Here is a 20,800-nt window from a genome sequence, read left to right as displayed (position 1 = left end):
CCGAATGGAGCCAAAAGTATCGATCGTCATTCCTTTTTACAATTGTGCTTATATCGAGCAGGCTGTTCACAGTGCCATTCACCAGACGTATCCGCATATCGAAGTCATCGTGGTGGATGATGGGTCAACCGAGCACGTGGAGCGGCTACAGCCATTCATGGATTCCATCCGCTATATTCGCAAAGAAAACGGTGGAACCGCGACAGCATTAAATGAGGGCATCAAACATGCAACAGGGGATTACTTTGTCTGGCTAAGCTCAGATGATGTGATGCTGCTGGATCGGGTGGAGAAACAACTGACGTTTATGCGAGAGGTCAAGGCTTCATTCTGCCATGGTGCCTACCATTATGTGAATGAGAAGAGTGAATGGTTGGATACGGTGCATCCGGAAGTGGGCAGTCGTCTGGAGATGTTGCAGGTACTGCTGGAAGGTTGTCCGATTAACGGCTGTACTGTCATGTTAGAGATGGAAGCATTTGAGCGCTTTGGACTGTTCGACACTGATTTTCGCTACACCCATGACTATGAGATGTGGATGAGGCTGTTTCCAATGTATGAGCTGTTCTACTACAATGAACCTCTGATGTGCTACCGATTGCATGAATCGATGGGGACCAAACGTCACTTCAAGGCACTGGTTGCCGAGATGGAAAAAGTTCAAGAGAAGCATCGGCCTATTCTGCTTAACTTGCTTCAGATTGGCGGGTACTGGAAGTAGATGGATTTGGCAACGATGGCTGAATGGAATAGGTGTTAAATGGACAGGAGAGCACCCTTATGAAGCACTTTTTAAGTGTTATAAGTGGAAGCTCTTTTTTGCTTTATGGACAGATTTCGTGGACAGAAAGGATGATCGATTGCTGAAGTCTCTGTATAATGAAATGATTCATACACGGAAGGGACTGGACTATGCGCAGATATCAATATCTTAAACCCAACTATTAATAAACTAATGGAGGTAAGAGTATTGATTACAGAGTTACACACAGAACGGTTATATTTGCGAAAAATGAACGTATCGGATGCGGCCAGCTTGTTTAAGATTTGGTCTGATCCGGATGTGACTAGATTTATGAATATCACTCATTTTACCGATGAAAATCAAGCTATAGCCATGATTAATCTTCTGAATGATCTTGCTCAGGAAAACAAGGCCATTCGGTTCTCTATCCTTACGCAAGAGTCCAACGAAATCATAGGTTCATGTGGTTATAATTCACTGGATTTTGACAATCTTAAAGCAGAAATCGGGTATGACATTGCCAGATCACACTGGGGAAAAGGATATGCTACGGAAGCGATCTCTTCTTTGTTAGTTCATGCATTCTCGACTTTGAAGCTGAATCGAATGGAAGCAAAGGTTGACCCCGATAATGTGAATTCGATCAAGCTATTACAAAAGCTCAATTTCACATATGAAGGCACCCTCAGAGCATACGAGAGGGTAGGCGAAACGTTCAGTGATCTGAATATGTATTCCAAGTTGGCGACAGATGAATAAGATCTGTAATAGCGTGTTCTCGGTCCGTTAGAACACATATGAAGCAAGCAAGGGGTGTCCACAGTCATTCATATGACAGATGGGACACCCCTTGTTTGATATTTCGGCATGTTATATGAAGACGGCATATCATTGGACAACTCAATCTTTTGAATTCATGATCGCCATGGATGCGGGATCGGGAAATACATATCCTTTAGGCAGCTTCTTCATCAATTCATTCATTACAGCGTAATCCACGTTGATGTGAGGTGTGGAAACAGGAGTCGAAAACCAGCGGTTGTATAGATCACTTGGTACAAGTAACGTCATATCGTATGTCCTCCTCTGTAAATGGCTTCTTGGTAGACTTGAAATGTACGCAATCCCATCACTTCCAGTGAACGATGTTGTTCAGCCCAGGCTTTTGCCGCCGTACCCACTGTTCTCCGGGTAACATTATCCTCAAGTAGTGCATCCAACAGTTCACGGAGCGAGTCGACATCCTGCGGAGGAACAACCCATCCCGTTCGTCCAGGTTCAACCATCTCAGGCATGCCGGCTGTACCACTGACGATAACAGGTACACCCGCCAGTTGTGCTTCGGTAACGGAGAACGGCTGGGTGTCCTGCAGGCTGGGCTGGACATAGATATCTGCATGGCGCAGGAAGGAAGGAATATTGTCCAACTTGCCCCAGAACACAACATCCGCTCCAATACCCGTTGACACGGCTTGTGCTCGCAATTCATCGGTTAGATTGCCCTCTCCTGCGATCCAGCAGACCCAATCGGAACGTTTATTTTTCAGACTGGCTAAGGCCTTGATTAACACATGAACGCCCTTGATGTATTCAAGTCGTCCGGTAAAGGCAATGACTTTCTTGCCCGCAGGTGGTCGCTGGCGGAACTTCACAGCTGCTGAGGCACGGTAGGCTGGGAGATCTACAGCATAGGGAATCTGTCTGAACTTTGATTCAGGAACGGCAAGCTCTGTAAGCGTACTCTTGATCCAGTGGCTTGACACGAGAATGAGCTCGGACTGTGCTGCACTTCGCTCTTCCAATGAGAGAAAATAACGACCACGCTTGGATTGCAAATATGAAGGGAGAGTAAGCTGTGGGTTGGAATTTTGAGCATCGTAAAAGGCTTCGCGTGCAAGAGCGCCATGATAGCTTGTAACCAGTGGGATATTGCGGTTCAAGATGCGTTTTATCGCTACGGCAGCTACCGGATCTTGCGCATGAATAACGTCGTAGTGGTCCACCCCCAGATAAGCGGCCGCCATCTCGAAGGCATATCTATTCAGTTCATAATAAGCGAGAAGAGGATCGGCAGTGAATTGTGGCAGATCAGTCGGATTGAGTTTGGCTTGCAGCATGGGCCACACCTTATCCTTGGAGAAAGCGCGGTTCAGATTACGAACATATACTTCGTTATTGGCACCATTTGTGCCCATGATATCAACCTCTACACCAAGTGCGATTAACCTGTCGGCCAGTTGTTTAACATATGTCCATATGCCTCCCATATGTGTAAGCTCCCAATACGTAACGAGCAGAACTTTCATAGCTACCTCCTTGTCACGGCCTGCACCGGCCGAGCTTCTATCCTTTTATTCTATGAAAAAAGAGGACCGGAAGGTCGGGCATTTCCGTGTAATTGGTCGAAAATGGGTGAATGCAAATGGCAATGGACGAGAGGAAGCATATCCTATGTACAGGAAGGTTCATGTGCTCCGAAGGAGGGATCTACAGTGGCGGTATATTTACTTGAGATTCATGAGAATCTGTTACAGACATTTGTTCCCGTCAAGTACATGGATGTGGAGTTGGCCTATGTGGGCGGCGAGGAAGGGACGGATGTATTTGTTGGTGGAGCCAGTATGCACGGAGAACTGTACCGACACCTTTTTCACCTAACGTCAAATTCGGGGGGAGCGGGCGGTAATCAGGTCATTCATAATCTGGATGTGTCATCCGAGCCTTATGAGCTGAGGATCATCAGCAACAGCTCTTCTCCGAATCATCTGGTTATTCGAATGTATTTCCGGAGTATTCACGGTCAGACATTGGGCATACTGTCAGAATATCAGATGATGAAGCTTGCAGATTGATATGGTTATAATTAAATAGTCATGATTAATCAACGTGTGGAGCAGGGAAGGTGCCTGTTCCATTTTTTTGTGGTGTATCCATAGTAGAATTGTCTGAAAAAATAGCTTGACAGCAAAGGTATTTTCATTAGAATTAGATCAGTATTAAACGAAAGTTTAAAACGATAGTTTGAAATTAGTCGTCAATATAGGCTGAGTGAGACGCATGGCTAAGCCTGCGATCTTCTGGCTGGAAAAGAGTGTGGAGAACGTGAAAGAGCAAACAGCAGTATCCCAGGAGCCCGCAGAGTTTTCAATCAAAACAATTATACTGCCACTCCTGGCTATTATCGTCGGTATGATCATGGTTATACTGGACAGCACGGTGGTGAACGTGGCCATTCCGAATCTGGTTCAATATTTCGAGACCGACCTGAAGACCATTCAATGGACGGTTACGGGTTACACTCTGGCTTTGTCTGCGGTTATTCCACTGGCAGGCTGGTTAACGGACCGTTTTGGTGCCAAAAGAGTGTTCCTGTTCACCATTGCCATGTTTACCTTGGGTTCTGTGTTATGCTCGATCGCTCAATCACCTGAGCAATTAATCATTTACCGTATCATTCAAGGCCTTGGTGGAGGCATGGTTGCTCCTATTGGTATGGCGATGGTCTTTCGTCTGGCTCCGCCTGAGCGAAGAGGTTCCATCATGGGGATGCTGGGAATTCCGATGTTGCTTGCTCCCGCATTGGGTCCGGTGTTGTCCGGGTGGTTTATTGAATCACTGAGCTGGCACTGGATCTTCCTGATTAACTTGCCCATTGGTATTGCAGCTTTCATTCTATGTATCAAGTTTTTGCCGGATACAGATCGTGGACGCACACCTGCACTGGATCTGCTCGGCATGATTCTGGCGCCAATTGCGTTCTCGATGCTGGCTTACGGTGTGAGTGAGGGTGGAACGAGCTGGACGTCTGCAACAACTTTGACGGGTGTCATTGTGGGTGGTGTAGCGCTCATTTTGTTCATTATTGTGGAGCTTCGTCATCAAAATCCATTACTCGAACTCCGGGTATTCAAATCATCTGATTTCTCACGGGGAATTATTCTCGCATGGGTGTCACAAGTGGCGCTGTTCGGTGCGATGATCCTGATCCCGCTTTATTTGCAACAGATCAAAGGATACACTGCACTGGAAACAGGATTGATTCTGCTGCCACAGGCATTGGCTTCTGGAGTGGGTATGCCGCTTGGTGGTCGATTGTTTGATAAAATCGGTGCTAGACCTCTGGCCTTCGTGGGTCTGGGTATTATCTCGGGAGCATTGTTTATTCTGTCCTCCATTACGGCAGAGACAGGTCTTGGCCTGATTATAACGGCTCTGGTCATGATGGGTCTGGGTATGGGCTTGTCCATGATGCCACTCAATACGCATGTATTGAATGCTGCACCGCGTAAGTTGGTTGGACGGGTGACACCGCTCACGGCCGCTGCACAGCAAGTGGTCGTGTCCTTTGCAGTTGCAGGGCTTACAGGCTTCCTTACTTCAAGAATCGCAGATAATACAACGAGTACAGAGCCGACCGCTATCGTTCATGGTTTGGTGGCTGGTTTCAATGATACGTTCTTCTTGGCCGCTTGTATTGCATTGTTCGGATGTTTGCTCAGTCTGATTCTGCGCAAACCAAAACCGATGCCGGAAGAAGAACTTCAAAATGGCGACAAGCCTGATCCTGCGATGATGATGGGACACTAAGACTCTATAAAAACCATACTAAGGCAGTTCAGAGAAATTTTGCTGAACTGCCTTTTTAGCTATGCTCAATGGAAAATTCGCAGTGCTGTCATCATTTCACGAAAAGAAATGGCATATCGATCTGGTGAAAAAGACAAGCTCATGTGCTGTCTACCCTGAATGCGAATATACTCACGCAGTTTCTTGTTATTCATCAGGTCCCTTGCTTCGGCTACAGCGGCCTCTACATTTCCAATTGGATAAAACTTACCAGTCTTATTATGTGTGATAAATGAACGCACACCATCCGAATCCGTGCTGAGCACCGGGCAGCCACAACTGATCGCTTCAGCGACAGCATAACCGAATCCTTCAAGCAGGGAAGTGGATAACATGATGCCCCCTGAAGCGGCAATCATGGAATAATATGCAGGCATCTGAGAATGAGGAACATTGATAAAGATGCCAATGCGATCCTCAAGCCCGTATTCTGCCAGCATGTGCCGGAACATGACTTCATCTTCTGGATTAGCCAAAGTTGGATCGTGGAACAACCATAGTCTGGCTTTTGGATTTTTTTTGACAATTTCACTCGATATGATTAAATATTCACGCCAGTTTTTGTTGTGTTCAAGTCGTCCTACCCAAGCCAGCACCGGATAGGGTGGGGTATCCACCAAGATTGGTGCGAAGGTGTCCGTATCCAGCATATTGGGAATAACAAACCGATGAAGCCAAGGACAGATATGAATGAACATATCCAGCAGGTGGTCTGTGGGAGGTATAACGGCAGCATCACAATGAGCTTGAAGGTAAGGGACACCCATCTGTATCGTTTCCAGAGCCTGATCGCGTGCTCCGAGTCCCTGCGCTTCAAAAATAATTCGTCCGGTATAACCAAGTCCTCGCAAGCGACCGGGCATAGCGATGTCTGAAGTGGCAATGATGGCATCATAATGATGAGTATGGATGATATGATGGATATCCTCGTCACTGGACGCGGTAAAAATGGGTGTATCACTGTTGTTCTGCAATCCCGAGCCTGTGCTGAGATACAATAGGTGCGCTTCAATGCCATGGCGTTTCAGAACAGCGGTGCGCAGTCGATTTAACGTATCCACGCCACCGCTCGGAACATAAAACGTGAATAATACTTTCACACGATTCACCCTCTGACTTTTGGTCAGGAGCACATTCTCCTGTACTCTATGTTACGTTGGCTTTAAGCGCAGGGTGTGGGTGTTGGTCAGATTGTTCACATTTTGGACAAATATTTTTAAGCTGCCTTTTAAGTGTCATTAAGCTGAGGCTAGGATAGCTCCCGTAATATACAAGGAACTTCCCGTGCCCATCATCTATTACATAAGTTCAACGTAACATTTACACGATAACGGAGAGGGCAGAAATAACTTGAAGAAGCGAAGCGTGCGCATAAAAGCTTTCTGAAAAGAAAGCTACATCGGAAGCTTACGCTATCCCCGGATTTTTCCTTCTGATGAAGGAATCAAAAAAATCTGGGGATAACAGTGATCGGAAGGTTATTCTGTCATCGGAGTGTAAGTGTAATATTTTCAGTTGAATTTATATAACGAACGATGGTGCACGGGTATTTTAACGGGAAAGGATGAATGATGTGCTCGAAGTGAAACAGGTCAGCAAAGTTTACGAAGGGCAACGCGGCGTACATCAACTGGATTTCACGATGGAACGTGGTGAGATTGTTGGCTTTCTCGGACCCAATGGTGCCGGAAAAACAACAACGATGCGTATGATTACGGGCTATCTGCATCCAACCGCGGGTTCCATTATGGTGGATGGGGCATCGGTGCATGAGCAGGGTCAGCGTGTTCGTTCCAAGATTGGATATCTGCCTGAAACTCCGCCGCTCTATCCGGATATGACGGTGCAGTCCTATCTTAAATTCGTAGCCAATTTGCGAGATGTCCCGGCACGTGAGGTTAAGCTGCGGGTCAGTGAGATGGTTAGCAGATTGGGACTTCAGGGTCGGGAAAGGCAAATGGTACGTGGGTTATCCAAAGGATACAAACAACGCCTCGGGCTAGCAGGAGCCATTATTCACAAGCCGGATCTGCTGGTCCTGGATGAGCCAACATCGGGCCTTGATCCAAATCAGATTATCGAGATCAGAGATCTGATTCGGGAACTGGGGGAGAACCATACGGTGCTGCTCAGTACGCATATTTTGCCTGAAGTGAGCACGCTCTGTAATCGAATGTTGATCATCAATCAGGGACAGCTCGTGCTGGATGGTTCACCTCAGCATTTCGGATCAGCAATGGGGGATCAGTTCAAGGTGTCGATTGAAGTGAAGGCCACTGCGGAGCAATTACATAATGTGCTGACACCCTGGGATAAGGTGCGGAGTGAAGTCATTCAAGCGTCGGATGCGAATACCGCCAAAGATACTTCACTTAATTCAGATTCGGCGAATACGGTTAAAATGCTGCTTACTGGAGAAAACTCGGAAGATTTCCGGGAGGACCTGTTTTACCTTTTGTCTGGTGCAGGATTACCAATACTGGAGATGAAGAAGGAGAACCTGAGTCTGGAGCAGATCTTCCTGAAGCTGACCACAACCGAGTCAACAGACACAGACGCAAATTCGGACATCGACTCTTCGAGTATATCGGGAACATCAGTTAGTACAGCAGCCGATGCTTCGCCCCAAGCTCGCAAAGGGGAGGACTCCAAATGAGACGAATGATGGCGGTATGCAATAAAGAGCTGCAAGCTTATTTTCTGTCACCAACATCCTATTTTGCTTTTGCCGTATATGTACTGATGACCAGTTTGCTGTTCTACTCCAGTTTCGTATATTATCAGCCGAGTATTGTCGATTATCGTCTCGTGTTGGGCGATACGTTGTCCATGCTGCTGTTTGTCGTGCCATTGTTAACGATGCGACTGGTTGCAGAGGAATTTAGACAGGGAACGGATGAGTTGTTGCTGACTTCTCCGGCACGTGTAACAGAAATTATTTTTGGCAAATATCTTGCTTCTCTGGCCATTCTGGCCGTGCTCATCCTGTGTAGTCTGGTGTATCCATTCATCATGTCGTTCTATGGGACATTGGATATGACGACGGTATGGATGTCTGCACTGGGGTTATTTTTCCTGGGCGGAAGCATGATGGCGATTGGACTGTTCGCTTCTACATTATCCCAGCATCAGATGGTGTCTGCGGTGGCGGGTTTTATTATTTTGCTCGTTTTGTGGATGCTTGATTCATTCGCAGGTAATACAGGTTCTGCTTTGCAACAGTGGCTGGACCCATTTGCACTGACTAACCGGTTCGACAGCTTCATGAAAGGTGTACTTAGTGGACCGGATATCTTGTATTATGTCACCCTTTCGGGTGTGTTTCTGCTGTTAAGCATTCAAATTGTGGAACGGAAGCGGTGGAGGTGAGAAGATGAAAAAATGGTTAAGTCATACCAACAGTACCGTGCTGTCCGTAGCGGTGATTGGCATCTTTATTTTGCTAACACTGTTCCTGAATTCACTTGGCGGCTTCCAGCTCGATCTGACCTCGAACAAACAATACACGTTATCTGACCAGTCCCTTACTGCGATCAAAAATGTGAAGGATGACGTCAACATTCTGGTGTTAACCGTTGAAAATGCCAACAACACCGTCCTGAACCGTGAGGTCACGGATATGGTCGAGGAATACACGAAACGCAATAGCAAGTTGAAAATAAAACAATATAATCTGACGCAAGAACCTGCGCTTGCATCCAAATACGGCATAACAGGCAGCTCCATTGTGCTGGAGCAGGGCGATCAACACAAAGTGATTGATATCGCCAGTTTGTTCACCGCGACAGGTGATGGCAGTGACGGATCATATCAATTTACAGGTGAGGAAAAGCTGACACAGGCGCTCATGAATATGTCATCCACCGAGATGCATAAAATGGTCTTTTTGACCGGACATGAAGAGCTGAGTCTCGCTCAGATGACTACGCTGAAATCTTCCTTGGAACAAAATAATGTGCAGACGGAAGAGTTGCAGTTGAATCAGGCCGGGAAGGTTCCGGAAGATGCAGATGTGCTTGCCATTATAGGTCCACAACGTGATCTCAGTGATGCAGAAATGAAGGCCATTCGCACCTATCTGAGTAATGGAGGCAAGCTGTTATTATCCCTCGGATTCGTAGAAGATATGAAATCCAGTTGGAAAAACATCGATGCTCTGATGGCTGACTATGGCGTCGTTGATGAGCATGCAGTCATGGTGGATAACCAGCAAGCCAGTACGATGGGGCCACTCTGGGTGGTGCCGGAGTATGGTACACATGCAATTACGGACAAACTTGCTGCAAGCCAATTGTATCCGATGTTGTCGTTATCGATTGCGCTGACCAGCAAAGAACAGGATAAATATACTCTTTCACCTTTAATTCATTCTTCGAATGACAGTTATGGGGAGACGAATATCGGCGGTTTATTGCAGAATGAAACAACCAATGATGTCGAAGAGGACATTCAAGGACCCGTTGAATTAGGGTATGCAGCCGATACAACGGATGGCAAACCGAAGGCGGTTATTTTGGGTTCGTCCATTTTCATGCAGGATTCGGAAATTGCGAATGGCGGCAATCGGGACTTTATTTTGAATACGGTAAACTATCTGAGTGAGAAAGAAAATGGATTGACGATTCGCCCACGGGTACAAGCCGGGTATGAGACGGCATACCTGAATGGCGAACAGGCCAGAACGATTTTCTTCGTGGCTATTGTCGCGTTCCCACTCATCTTTGTTATCATCGGTGTACTCTTATGGTGGAGGCGTAGACGGGTATGAGAAAATGGGTCCCAACGATTCTGGTGGTCATCGTACTGATTGTGGGCTGGGTGTACGCGGCCAGTCAAAATTATTTTCGGGAAGAAGAAGCGGAGCAAGCCAAGTTGCTCGGTATTCAATCCGGGGATATTCAATCTATCACAATACATGACACAACGGAGGAGACATCCGGTACAGCAGCATCTTCGACCTTGGCGCTTGAAAATGGCGTATGGCAGATGGTTGAGCCAAAAGCCTATCCTCTGAACGGTTACAGTGTAAGCAGCTGGCTGGATGCTCTGAGTGGTGCGAATCAGGAACTGGTGGTGGAAGAATCGCCGACGGATCTGGATAAGTACGGATTAGGAACAGATGCTACACGTATGGATATCAAACTCAAAGATAATCGGGAGATCAAACTGGCTATTGGCGGCCAGCTTCCAGCAGATGATGCACGTTATGTGCGAGTTGATTCGGGCCCTGTGGTTGCCGTGCAGACAGAGGCGATTACCAGCATAGCTTTGTCTCGTCGTGATTTGTTGGACACTACACCTTTTAACATGGATGAGACTAATGTTGGGTCTCTGGAGTGGGAAGGGGAAGCAGCTACCTGGATGTTAACATCGGCATCGAAGAACGATGCGGCAGAACAGACCTGGACACTGAATGGAAAAACGATTGAATCCACAGATGCCGTATCTCTTATCGGCAAAATCAAAAACCTGTCGACAGCAGATGATGTGCGCAAAGCGTCCGAGCTGAAGAATTCGGTTCCCCGATTCACCCTGTCTGTTGAACAGACGGTAAATGGGCAACAAGTTCGAGATGTATATCGAGGAATTACGGTGCCATCCGAATCGGATCAGATCTGGGTCATTACGCCGGATGGTCAATGGGCATATGCCATGGATGCAACGAGTCTAACGGAAGCCGAGAAATTCCCGGATACAATTAAAGCATCCACAACTTCTTCGGAAGAGTCATCGAGTTCTGCAAATGACGAAACGACTTCCTCATCAACAGAAGGGAAATGAGCGGGGCGGAAGATAAGTGATATTATTGTATTAAGATACAAATATTATTTCGAGGCAGTGCTGCGAACAAGCAGTACTGTTTTTTTGTTTTATATAGCGAAGAATCTCACGATCCACAGATCAAAACCTAAAGACTAATACACAAAGACCAAAACCAGAATACCCAAACCAGAATACCCAAACCAGAAGATCCAGACCTACAGGGTAAGGTACCATATCCTTTCAGCATATCGGTACGTACAGAAGCGCATCCTATCTTTGTGACCAAAACCAACAAACATTGGAGGATGAGTACATGCCAGCAGTCAAAAAGGCAACAGCTATTACGTTATCATTATCTACTGCAATCTTTGTAATGGCCGGTTTGACAGGTTGTGGCACGAATCGGGATACCAACAATATGCATACACAAAGTGTTCGTCAGCAAGCTAACGGCATTAACCGTTATGGTGTGGAAACAAATGGCATGGATGGCATCCGTGCAAAAAGTTATCGCATGCATAATGTGACTGACCTGAAATCCAGTGAAGAGCTGGCAAAACGCATCACGGAGATGAAGGAAGTCAAATCCGCCCGTGTCATGTTAACGGATCGTAATGCTTATGTCGCGGTTCGTTTGGCAGATGGTCATGCAGGCAAGTTGGAAAGCAAGTCCAATGGTCGTACGAGCATGCTGAATGGAACGATGCGCAATCATGCCAGTGATACCATGCGTGGGGGCAACATGAATCACGATATGGGTGGTATGCGTGTGAATGGCGGTACGGGCACAATGTCTCCATACAGCACTAGCGGGATTGCTCCAGGACTGAACACAAATTCGGCAACGGATCGCAGCCATATGGGGAATGACCGCAGCATCTATGGAACCATGGGCACAGGCGCCGTTGGTATGATGCGTGGTCTGACAAACAGCGGTAAAGCACGTGGGACAGACGATGGGCATTATGGTATGAAAAGTGAGGGACAACGTGTAGATAGCACGGACGATAACACATCAGCTGAGATTAAGGGTAAGATTTCAGCCAAAATCAAGCAGTTTGCACCAAACATCGAGAATGTATATGTATCAGCCAATCCGGACTTTGTGGAGCATGTGGAGAACTATGCCACAGATATTCGTAACGGTAAGCCCGTTAGTGGCATGATCGATACGTTCCAATCGATGGTGGAGCGCATTTTCCCAACGAACGGAACAGATACGAATCACCGCGATGGCATCCTTGACGATGGCCTGATGAACCGTAATAATAACGATGGCATGATGAACCGAATGAATCGGTAGTTCTGAAGACAGATGAACAAGTGTGCCTTTGCGCAGATGGTAACATCCGCTGCAGGGGCATGTTTGTTTTACTTGATCTCTAATACATATACAATTGCATACGCTCTCTTTGGACAATGAATCACATGTTTACTGCCCATTTTTCTTATAAAACTGAACCAACGCCCTTGACCTGACATAAGATGAGTTGACTGTATCCCCTTAACCTTGTTACACCAACACAACCCGAGCAAGGAGGGGTGAACATTGAAGGGTATCGATCATAAAAGCAAATTTTTGTTGACCCACCGTGAACGCGAAGTATTCGAATTACTGGTTCAAGACAAAACAACGCGTGACATCGCAGGGCAGTTATTCATCAGCGAGAAAACGGTGCGTAACCATATTTCGAATGTGATGCAGAAACTCAATGTTAAGGGTCGTTCGCAGGCAGTTGTCGAGCTGATTAAGCTTGGAGAACTGAAGATCTAGTTGCGAATTACAGTTAGGATTAAGTAGCAGCATGAAAGCCTTTCTCTATTCTTTTTCATGAAGAATGGGGCAAGGCTTTTTTGCTGCTGATTTACAGTTTATTCATAAGAGGATCCGTTGTTCCGGGATGGAGTCAAACAACCATGGTGTACAAAAATAAGCCACGCAACAACAACCATCAAAGGTTATCACTACATGGCTTATATTGAAAATTGAACATCCATTAATTCAAAGTCGACTTTGCATGAGGCTCCTGAGAAAAATTCCTCTACAACCTCAACATCGCTTCTGCTCGTATGAAATACATATAACTCGCGTGTCGGATGGAGCTTGTGCAGTTCTTTGTAACCGCTCCAGGCTTCTTGAGGATTATCATAGTTTTGAATAACAGCTATATCCTCTAATTGACGGACACGGTTGCTGGAACTTGCCTTGATTGCTTCCACAAGCACAAAACGATCTGGGTGTAATTCAGTAATCTCTCCCCATTTCATCGGCCTCACCTCGCTTGAATAGTCGTATTTTTATTATAGCATAGTCGTTTAAGGGTGTAGGAAGTAAGTATGTTAATTGTAATTATGTGGTACCTTGTAGTTATTGAGAGACCATATAGTATCAACAGGGCGGGATTATGAATATCTCGTTAAAGGCTTTGGCCCCAATCAATGGTTTGAACAGACAATTGAATCTTAAACTGCATTAATAATGAAAGGATGAGCTGAGTGGATCGCTTTTTAAGTGAATTTGAAAATCAATTTCGAGCGGGTTTTCTACCCGATCTGGAACAAACGCTGGCAAAAGTAGAGCATGAGAAAGTATATGCTTGTGTATTTGGAACAGACAGCGATTGGATAACGCTGTTCATGGCGGTAAATACAGAGGAATCCCTGACTAGGCATATTACCAATATGAAGGAACAGGGGTTATGTGACAGTGAGGAGGACGAGATCTATTACAGATGGGGCTGCTCCGAATATCAATATGGCGAGGATACGCACTTTAACCACATCAGTCGATTATTGTATGCAACAGAAGATGTCCAGAAGTATAAGGATGAGATCATTCGAATCATCGCCAAAGTTGTGAATGAGACAGCAGATGACGTTTTGGCCCGATATGGACAAACCAAAGCAGACATTACGTTTTTCGTTTCTCTCACAGATGATGATCTGGCGGAGGAGATTGAAAATCAATCGGTCCATCAAATGACTGTACCCGGCTTAGCCAGCAAATTCTTAAAACGATATGATGAAATGAATTAGACCGAGTTAACTTGAGTTAAGCGTTTAGTTGAATGGAAATTGCATTAAAAAGAATTGAATCTTAGTACCGCGAAAGTCTTTCCTATTCTTTAACTAAACTAAAGAAGGAAGAGGCTTTTTTGTTTTAGCGTGAAAAAATGAAACAACCGAATCCATACACTTATTGATTCCTATTCATTTGAATGAAACTCCTCCATCTTTTCTTCGATAAAGGCTGATAAAAGAGCTGCTCCAGCTGCTCGAACTGTGCATCATTCAGGTGAAGATGGAGCGCTCTTTTTGCTATTTTGGCGGCAGGCATGGAAGAAGATTTCCGGCCTCCGGCTATTTGTTTGATCGGAATATGAAATTGCAGCAGATCTTCAAGGTGATTCCAACCTTCCCAACTCAACCGACCTCCGCGTTTCCAGTCGATGGCATAGAGGGCATAATAGGCACGTCCTTCGGTTTGTTTGGCAGCTATAATCCAGGTGGAAGGACTGAACTTTTTCTGTTGTCTTCGATTCATTGGATTGCTCCTTCTTTTAATACGATCATATCGATTCTCAATATAAAGGACATCAACTATGCGTATCAAGCAGGTGAAGGTCTATACACGCTCAGCATCATTGCAAAAGTCATGTGAAATTCCTCTTGATTTGCAGGATCGTCTTGATTAAAATGAAGTTATAAAAATGATTTTCTTAATTTATTAAAAATAAATAAAAATAATTTTCATAAAGTGAGGGCCTCATGGCAGCCATATTACGTGCGTTGCAGCAAGAACTGAATAACCTTCCGTCTCAGGAGCGACGTATTGCCGAAGTCATTATGCAATCTCCATCGGACATTCCCGGCTGGACGATTAGTCATCTGGCAGAGCAGAGTGGCACAAGTGCGGCGACGGTAACCCGCTTTTGCAAGTCGTTTCATTTCAAAGGTTTTCCCGATTTCAAAATGAAACTTGCCGCAGAATTGTCCCACGCATCTGATGAAACGGCGTATCAGGATATTGTAGCGGGCAATTCCCTATCCAAAATTGTTGAAGCTATCGAAGCCAACCACCTCGCGTCTATTGCAGATACCACCCGTTTGCTGGATTTGGGCAGATTGGAGCAGGCAGTGCAATTATTGTGTCAGGCTCGCCGCATCGATCTGTACGGTGTAGCTACCTCATCGATTGTTACACAGGATTTCTATCAGAAACTGGTGCGGATTGGCAAGAGCTGTACGGCTTTTTCCGACTCACATATGCAGATTACATCCGCATCTTCGCTCGCCGAGGGAGATGTGGCGATGGCGGTATCCTATTCAGGCGAAACACCAGAGACCATCGATGCCCTGCATTGTGCCAAACAGGCCGGAGCTTCTACGATTTCACTGACTTCCTATGGCAGTAACGCGCTCGCAACTGTATCCGATATCCCGCTGTTCACCTCTTCTCTGGAAGAAGGAATGAGGCGTGGAGATATGGCTTCACGTATTGCACTGCTGCATGTGGTCGATATTTTGTTCACAGGCATGGTAAGTGCCGACTTCGACCGTTTTATCCCCAGACTGGAACAATCCTATCACAACGTGCAGTCTTATCGAGTCCAACACAACGGAGGTGCCTGACAGATGAAGATGAATATACGAATTTTTGAAAATGAAGAAGATTTGAACGCCACAGGTGCTGGCCTCATTGCCAGCTTGTTGCAGACCAAACCACGGGCTGTATTGGGGCTCGCGACAGGAAGTTCTCCTGTAGGCATATATAAACAGCTTATTACGTTATATCAGAAGGGGCTTGTCAGCTTCTCACAGGCTTCTTCTTTTAATCTAGATGAGTATGTTGGGCTTCCAACAGAACATCGTGAAAGTTACCGCAGTTTTATGAATGAACAATTATTCAATCATATCGATATGGATATTGCTAGAACGCAAGTGCCTGATGGTCAGGCTGCAGATCTGGAACAGGAATGTAATTCCTATGAACAAAGGCTGGACGATCGTGGACCGGTAGACCTTCAACTGCTGGGCATCGGACATAATGGTCATATTGGCTTCAATGAACCGGGAACTGAACTTACAGGACGAACACATGTCGTGGATCTGAAAGACGAGACGCGAAAGGCAAACGCACGCTTCTTTGACAGCATCGATGAGGTGCCGGCTCAGGCGATTACGATGGGTGTCGGTACTATTTTGAAAGCCAAACAGATTCTGCTCATTGCCCGTGGCGAGGAAAAAGCCGAGATTATTCGCGAAGCTTTTATGGGACCAATCACAACGGCCTGTCCTGCATCGCTTTTGCAATGTCATCCAAATGTGGTGGTATTGCTGGACCATGCGGCTGGGAGGCTGGTGAGATGACCGGAGCGAATAGCCATGAACCTGGGAGCCAGCGTGATGAAAATATTTCTCTTCTTCGGGGCAAGCTTCTCCTTTCAAATGAGATATTGGAAGATGGTGTAATAGCCTGGAGGGGCGAGAAAATCCTCTATGCTGGGGTACCTGAAGGTCTGCCTGAACAGATTCGGCGAGAGGCTTTGCCGCTTGTACCGGAACGCGGCCTCATTGTGCCTGGATTCATTGATATTCATGTGCATGGTGGGAACGGAGAAGATTTTATGGACGCAAGCCCGGAGGTGTTGGACAAGATCACTTCTTTTCATAGTACGCAGGGAACAACAGCGATGCTTGCGACTTCCATGACGGCTCCGAAAGAGCGACTGGATAGCGTACTTGCTGAGGTCAACCGTTACCGTTCCGGTGAAATGCCTTATGCTCAGCTTGAAGGTGTACACCTGGAAGGTCCGTTTTTTAGTCCGAAATGGCCTGGCGCACAAAATCCGGAACATATCATTCTGCCTGATGTATCCTGGCTTGAGGCATGGGAAAAGCAATATCCCGGTCTGATCCGTCAAGTTACGCTGGCACCGGAACGTGAAGGCGCGCTGGAAGTCATTTCGTGGTTACGTGAGCAGCGGATTACAGCGGCACTCGGCCACACGGATGCGACCTATGAAGAGGTGGAGCGGGCAGTAGAAGCCGGACTTCATCATGCAGTACATACGTTCAATGCCATGACACCGCTACATCACCGGTTACCCGGGGCTGCCGGAGCCGTACTGAGTGATCCACGCATCAGTGCTGAGGTGATTGCTGACGGCATTCATGTTCACCCTGCGGCGATATCAATCCTCGCTCAGCTGAAGCAACATAACGATCAACTCGTGTTGATTACAGATGCCATGTCTGCTGCGGGACTGAATGATGGGGAATACAAGATCGGCGACCTGCCAGTAATCGTGAAGCATGGCGAGGCCAGACTGAAGGACGGAGGCGCACTGGCGGGAAGCACACTTACGATGATTCGCGGTTTCCGTTACCTGGTACAGGAAGTGGGCTTGAGCCTGAACGCTGCATCACGTGCAGCAAGTCTGACCCCGGCACGCCTGCTGGGCATTGATCATCGGACAGGTTCCCTGGCTCAAGGAAAACAGGCAGATATCGTTTTTCTGAATGCGGAGCTGAATATTGAGGGTGTATGGGTGAAGGGCAGACGGATAGGTGAGTCATATTAGATTTAGAAAATTAGTATCGTGCTAATAACTTTCATTTGTGATGCATCGGTCTTCGGAGTTAAAACTTGGCTTTTATCTGTGTAGAGGCAACACCTTGCACAATATGTTAAAATAGATCTCAAAAAGACGGGATCTGCGGATCACGCATAACGGAGGCGTGAAACATGGAACGTAACGCTATGCTCGAACATGATCCGTTCATCACAGTGTTGGCGGAGAAGTTGCACATACACGGATATTATGCCTTTTATGGCGAGCATTACAATGAGACCGATATGGAGCTGTACCGCAGGCATCTGTTCACATCATTCAGCAACATCGTATGGGTAGAGCTGGATGCACGCAAAAAGTATATGATTGTCGATCATCGTGGACGCAACACGGTCATGAAATTGATCGAGGGTATGCTGAACACACGTAGAACGCTGAGAGCGAACCAGGCAATGGCAGGTACGGACACCTCTGGAGTCCAGCAGGATATCGCACATTTATCCAAGCTTGTGCACATGCTGAAGTTCACAACATTCCGCACATAAGCGAAGTGTGATATGTAGGCTGTAATAAGCGGCGTGAGTAGGAAGAGTAGAGTATAATATGTGGCTCTCATAGGGATGAGTATCAACGAAAAAATGAAAATAAACACCAAGAATAATAAGAACACTACAAGAGTATACGTGAGTAACATGGAAGAGTAATAAGTTAAGTTTCAATAAAGAATAGACTAGGATCTCGACAACAAGACATGACAACGAATGCATCTCATAATTAGTCATCTCCGAAGGGGTGCTCAGTTCTAACGAATCTGTGAAGCCTTATTCCAATGATTTTGCTGTCATACAAAATGTAACGAATCTCAGACACGCTATTTAGTACAATTTAGCGATATTCTGCTACCCAAACATGCTTACAGCACAAATAAAGTGTCTACGATTCGTTAGATTATCAAACCTGCGAAATTTCGAGAAATAAGGCTTGTGAGGTTCTTTAGACGACAGTTGGCAATCTCGATGAAAGCTATGTGTCGGGCTTAGATAGTAAACGAGTAAACGAAAGAGAGAGTCCTGTCATCGCTGACGGAACTCTCTTTATTTGCTTTATACAACGACTCTTCAGTTCAGCAACAACCATATTCACTCATTGATTCGTTCAACGGGGATGCAAGCTTCTGAAGCTAACTCATGTAGTAACTCATATCTTACTAACTTGGCACAATCAATAGAATTAAGATAACAAAGCTTCCTAAAGATCACAAAGTTACTCACCGAATTCTACAGATATCTCCAAAGATCTATCCCCATCCACCGATTAATCCAACCATTCTTTCATCCTATATTTGAATCCTCTATATAACTAGTTATCTAAACGAAGTCACAAAACTGCTGAACAGCGTCCGAACATCATACTGATACTTGTTGATCGGCTCAATTGGCCGGTTCTCTCCGAGAAGAGTGTATACGGCGATCCGTGCTGCTCGGACTGAATATTCTTCGGTGAATACCACGTCATCGGGAATTTCGCAGAATTGGCTGATGAAGGCCAGGTTGGTGGAGCCTTCAGGCACAACCTTCGGTCTGTCGCTGTTTAGTCTAGGCATGAATTGCGCTGTAATGTAAGGCATCATGCAAGGAATACAGTTGGCGGTAGCCATGATGGCCTCTTGATGTTCCTGGAAATGAAGATGCCCGATCAACTCCTGCATAATCTCTTCCCCGGTACAGTCGCACATTCTTTTCTTCACGTAATCGCCCACGTTATCCGGGTATAATCCGTATCCCCAGAATACTTTTACATGCTCCGGCTGACCGCGGAAGTGCGGTTGAAAGGCCAGAACAACTGACATGAACCAGCTGGAATCCTTGAAAGTAACCAGAGCCCCGGTGCCTGCCCGGTTGCGTGTGAATTTCTCCATCAGATCGAAGAAGACCGAATCCTGGAAGGTGACCGTAAACGATTCCCATTTGGACTCATGCACATGATCATTAAAAGAAGAAGGATTGCCCAGCAACGCTTTCTTGGCGGCAATGTTCTCCCACAGCTTCCATGAGCTGCCCTTGCCATTCAGTTTCGGTGCGGAAGTCATGGAGCCGATATCGGCTCCTTCGGTCATTGAACCATTTGTGACAATGACGAGATCACCTTCGAGGATGTCAATGACTTCCTCTTCACCTCCCCTGAGCACATGCATCCGACTTACTGTAATGCCGTCGCCGTCTTTGAAATCCAGATCGGTAACCGTACATTTCAGCGTGAAATCTACGCCAAACGGTTCCAGGTAGTTATGCAATGGCAGGATAATCGAGTCATATTGGTTGAACGGTGTGCGGGTGACACCTTCCAGCGTTTGAATTCTTGGGAATTCGTGAAAAAAGCGAAGCATGTATCTTTTGAATTCCACGGCGCTATGCCAAGGTTGGAAGGCGAAGGTGGTCGCCCACATATACCAGAAGTTCGTTTTGAAAAAATGAGGGCCAAACCAGTCGTTGATGCGCAGTTTACCCAGCGTGTCTTCAGGAGTAATAATCAGTTTACCCATCGCCAGACGGTCCGCCATATCAAAGCCCATCGAGAGCACATCTTCGACCTTCCCGTCACGGTTGATGAGTCGTGCATTGGAATGTGTGGGATTGGCATCGTCAAATTCGGTAATTTCCTGTCGGACAGATATGCCCGGACGGTCGATGGAAGGGATGGAAGCCAGCAGCTCCCACAGATTCTCATATGCCTCGTCATTGAGCATCCGCCCGCCGCGGATGATATATCCTTGATCGGGATTGCCAGCCCCGTCATTGCTACCGCCGAGAATGGGCATTTCTTCGATAATGTGAATGTGTTCTCCAGGAAAGCCACAATCTCTGACCAGATAAGCTGCACCCGCCAATGATGCAATGCCACCGCCTACAAAATAGACCTGTTTATTACCATGTTCTTTCTTCACGATCATTCGCCTCCAAAAGGTTCTGTAATCACATCCCTAATGTAAACTTTGCAGGTCCCGTAAGGTATGATCAAAAGAACGGGAGTGTCTAATTTTTGGTCACTTTTGGAAAAATGTCTAAAACCTAGGCTTAGATCACATATGAAA

At 46.3% G+C, this 20,800-nt stretch carries 21 protein-coding genes; 15 read left to right on the top strand and 6 right to left on the bottom strand.

Features of this window, described 5'->3' with window-relative positions:
• The first annotated feature begins 4 nt into the window (after nt 1-4).
• On the top strand, nt 5-721 hold the full coding sequence (locus MKY44_RS22820) for a glycosyltransferase (RefSeq protein WP_341008727.1): 717 nt from the start codon (nt 5-7) through the stop codon (nt 719-721).
• Nucleotides 722-970: 249 nt separating this feature from the next.
• Nucleotides 971-1,504 carry a GNAT family N-acetyltransferase gene (locus MKY44_RS22815; protein WP_341008726.1) on the top strand — a complete coding sequence of 178 codons (534 nt, stop codon included), beginning with the start codon at nt 971-973 and terminating at the stop codon, nt 1,502-1,504.
• A 141-nt stretch (nt 1,505-1,645) separates the two neighbouring features.
• Here MKY44_RS22815 and MKY44_RS22810 read toward each other — a convergent pair whose 3' ends face one another.
• Both MKY44_RS22810 and MKY44_RS22805 read right to left on the bottom strand, forming a co-directional pair.
• Entirely contained in the window at nt 1,646-1,816 is a 171-nt protein-coding gene (locus MKY44_RS22810) for a hypothetical protein (RefSeq protein WP_211084618.1), read from the bottom strand.
• Nucleotides 1,813-3,051, bottom strand: coding sequence for a glycosyltransferase family 4 protein (locus MKY44_RS22805; RefSeq protein WP_341008723.1), 1,239 nt, complete (start codon nt 3,049-3,051; stop codon nt 1,813-1,815). The genes MKY44_RS22810 and MKY44_RS22805 overlap by 4 nt, the downstream gene beginning before the upstream one ends.
• Before the next feature lie 186 nt (nt 3,052-3,237).
• Here MKY44_RS22805 and MKY44_RS22800 point away from each other — a divergent pair, with 186 nt between their 5' ends.
• The gene (locus MKY44_RS22800; protein ID WP_341008721.1) at nt 3,238-3,597 is read left to right on the top strand and encodes a hypothetical protein; all 360 of its coding nucleotides are present in this window, start codon (nt 3,238-3,240) and stop codon (nt 3,595-3,597) included.
• Between the two features lie 205 nt (nt 3,598-3,802).
• A complete protein-coding gene (locus tag MKY44_RS22795) occupies nt 3,803-5,332 on the top strand; it encodes a DHA2 family efflux MFS transporter permease subunit (protein ID WP_341008719.1) in 1,530 nt (509 codons plus the stop codon).
• 65 nt (nt 5,333-5,397) lie between these two features.
• On the opposite strand, the gene MKY44_RS22790 is transcribed toward MKY44_RS22795, so the two are convergent.
• Nucleotides 5,398-6,471: a glycosyltransferase family 4 protein gene (locus tag MKY44_RS22790; protein WP_341008717.1), complete on the bottom strand. Its 1,074-nt coding sequence runs from the start codon at nt 6,469-6,471 to the stop codon at nt 5,398-5,400.
• 473 nt (nt 6,472-6,944) lie between these two features.
• Here MKY44_RS22790 and MKY44_RS22785 point away from each other — a divergent pair, with 473 nt between their 5' ends.
• From MKY44_RS22785 to MKY44_RS22760, 6 genes are all read left to right on the top strand, one after another.
• Complete coding sequence (locus tag MKY44_RS22785) at nt 6,945-8,027, top strand: ABC transporter ATP-binding protein (protein ID WP_341008716.1); 1,083 nt, start codon at nt 6,945-6,947, stop codon at nt 8,025-8,027.
• A complete protein-coding gene (locus MKY44_RS22780; protein WP_341008715.1) occupies nt 8,024-8,740 on the top strand; it encodes an ABC transporter permease subunit in 717 nt (238 codons plus the stop codon). The genes MKY44_RS22785 and MKY44_RS22780 overlap by 4 nt, the downstream gene beginning before the upstream one ends.
• Nucleotides 8,741-8,744: 4 nt before the next feature.
• Complete coding sequence (locus MKY44_RS22775; RefSeq protein ID WP_341008713.1) at nt 8,745-10,139, top strand: GldG family protein; 1,395 nt, start codon at nt 8,745-8,747, stop codon at nt 10,137-10,139.
• The gene (locus MKY44_RS22770; protein ID WP_341008711.1) at nt 10,136-11,152 is read left to right on the top strand and encodes a DUF4340 domain-containing protein; all 1,017 of its coding nucleotides are present in this window, start codon (nt 10,136-10,138) and stop codon (nt 11,150-11,152) included. Before MKY44_RS22775 ends, MKY44_RS22770 begins: the two co-directional genes overlap by 4 nt.
• Before the next feature lie 295 nt (nt 11,153-11,447).
• Nucleotides 11,448-12,437, top strand: coding sequence for a YhcN/YlaJ family sporulation lipoprotein (locus MKY44_RS22765; RefSeq protein ID WP_341008710.1), 990 nt, complete (start codon nt 11,448-11,450; stop codon nt 12,435-12,437).
• Nucleotides 12,438-12,683: 246 nt separating this feature from the next.
• Nucleotides 12,684-12,908, top strand: coding sequence for a helix-turn-helix domain-containing protein (locus MKY44_RS22760; protein WP_017692532.1), 225 nt, complete (start codon nt 12,684-12,686; stop codon nt 12,906-12,908).
• Between the two features lie 200 nt (nt 12,909-13,108).
• Here the strand turns inward: MKY44_RS22760 and MKY44_RS22755 are convergent, their stop codons facing one another.
• A complete protein-coding gene (locus MKY44_RS22755) occupies nt 13,109-13,402 on the bottom strand; it encodes a hypothetical protein (RefSeq protein ID WP_341008708.1) in 294 nt (97 codons plus the stop codon).
• Nucleotides 13,403-13,630: 228 nt separating this feature from the next.
• On the opposite strand from MKY44_RS22755, the gene MKY44_RS22750 reads away from it, so the two are divergent.
• The gene (locus MKY44_RS22750; protein WP_341008707.1) at nt 13,631-14,170 is read left to right on the top strand and encodes a DUF4303 domain-containing protein; all 540 of its coding nucleotides are present in this window, start codon (nt 13,631-13,633) and stop codon (nt 14,168-14,170) included.
• 160 nt (nt 14,171-14,330) lie between these two features.
• On the opposite strand, the gene MKY44_RS22745 is transcribed toward MKY44_RS22750, so the two are convergent.
• Complete coding sequence (locus MKY44_RS22745) at nt 14,331-14,678, bottom strand: hypothetical protein (protein ID WP_341008706.1); 348 nt, start codon at nt 14,676-14,678, stop codon at nt 14,331-14,333.
• A 224-nt stretch (nt 14,679-14,902) separates the two neighbouring features.
• Here MKY44_RS22745 and MKY44_RS22740 point away from each other — a divergent pair, with 224 nt between their 5' ends.
• From MKY44_RS22740 to MKY44_RS22725, 4 genes are all read left to right on the top strand, one after another.
• The gene (locus MKY44_RS22740; RefSeq protein WP_341008705.1) at nt 14,903-15,766 is read left to right on the top strand and encodes a MurR/RpiR family transcriptional regulator; all 864 of its coding nucleotides are present in this window, start codon (nt 14,903-14,905) and stop codon (nt 15,764-15,766) included.
• 9 nt (nt 15,767-15,775) lie between these two features.
• Nucleotides 15,776-16,504, top strand: a complete 729-nt coding sequence (gene nagB, locus MKY44_RS22735) for a glucosamine-6-phosphate deaminase (RefSeq protein WP_341009927.1) — start codon at nt 15,776-15,778, stop codon at nt 16,502-16,504.
• A complete protein-coding gene (nagA, locus tag MKY44_RS22730; RefSeq protein WP_341008704.1) occupies nt 16,501-17,718 on the top strand; it encodes an N-acetylglucosamine-6-phosphate deacetylase in 1,218 nt (405 codons plus the stop codon). The genes nagB and nagA overlap by 4 nt, the downstream gene beginning before the upstream one ends.
• A gap of 164 nt (nt 17,719-17,882) precedes the next feature.
• Nucleotides 17,883-18,254 (top strand): hypothetical protein, encoded by a 372-nt coding sequence (locus tag MKY44_RS22725; RefSeq protein WP_211084603.1) that lies wholly within the window; start codon nt 17,883-17,885, stop codon nt 18,252-18,254.
• A gap of 818 nt (nt 18,255-19,072) precedes the next feature.
• Here the strand turns inward: MKY44_RS22725 and MKY44_RS22720 are convergent.
• On the bottom strand, nt 19,073-20,659 hold the full coding sequence (locus tag MKY44_RS22720; RefSeq protein WP_341008702.1) for an oleate hydratase: 1,587 nt from the start codon (nt 20,657-20,659) through the stop codon (nt 19,073-19,075).
• Between the last annotated feature and the right edge of the window lie 141 nt (nt 20,660-20,800).

Source organism: Paenibacillus sp. FSL R7-0026 (assembly GCF_038004485.1).
GTDB classification, from domain to species: Bacteria; Bacillota; Bacilli; order Paenibacillales; family Paenibacillaceae; genus Paenibacillus; species Paenibacillus xylanexedens_A.
This window is presented reverse-complemented; position numbering and strand designations above follow the sequence as displayed.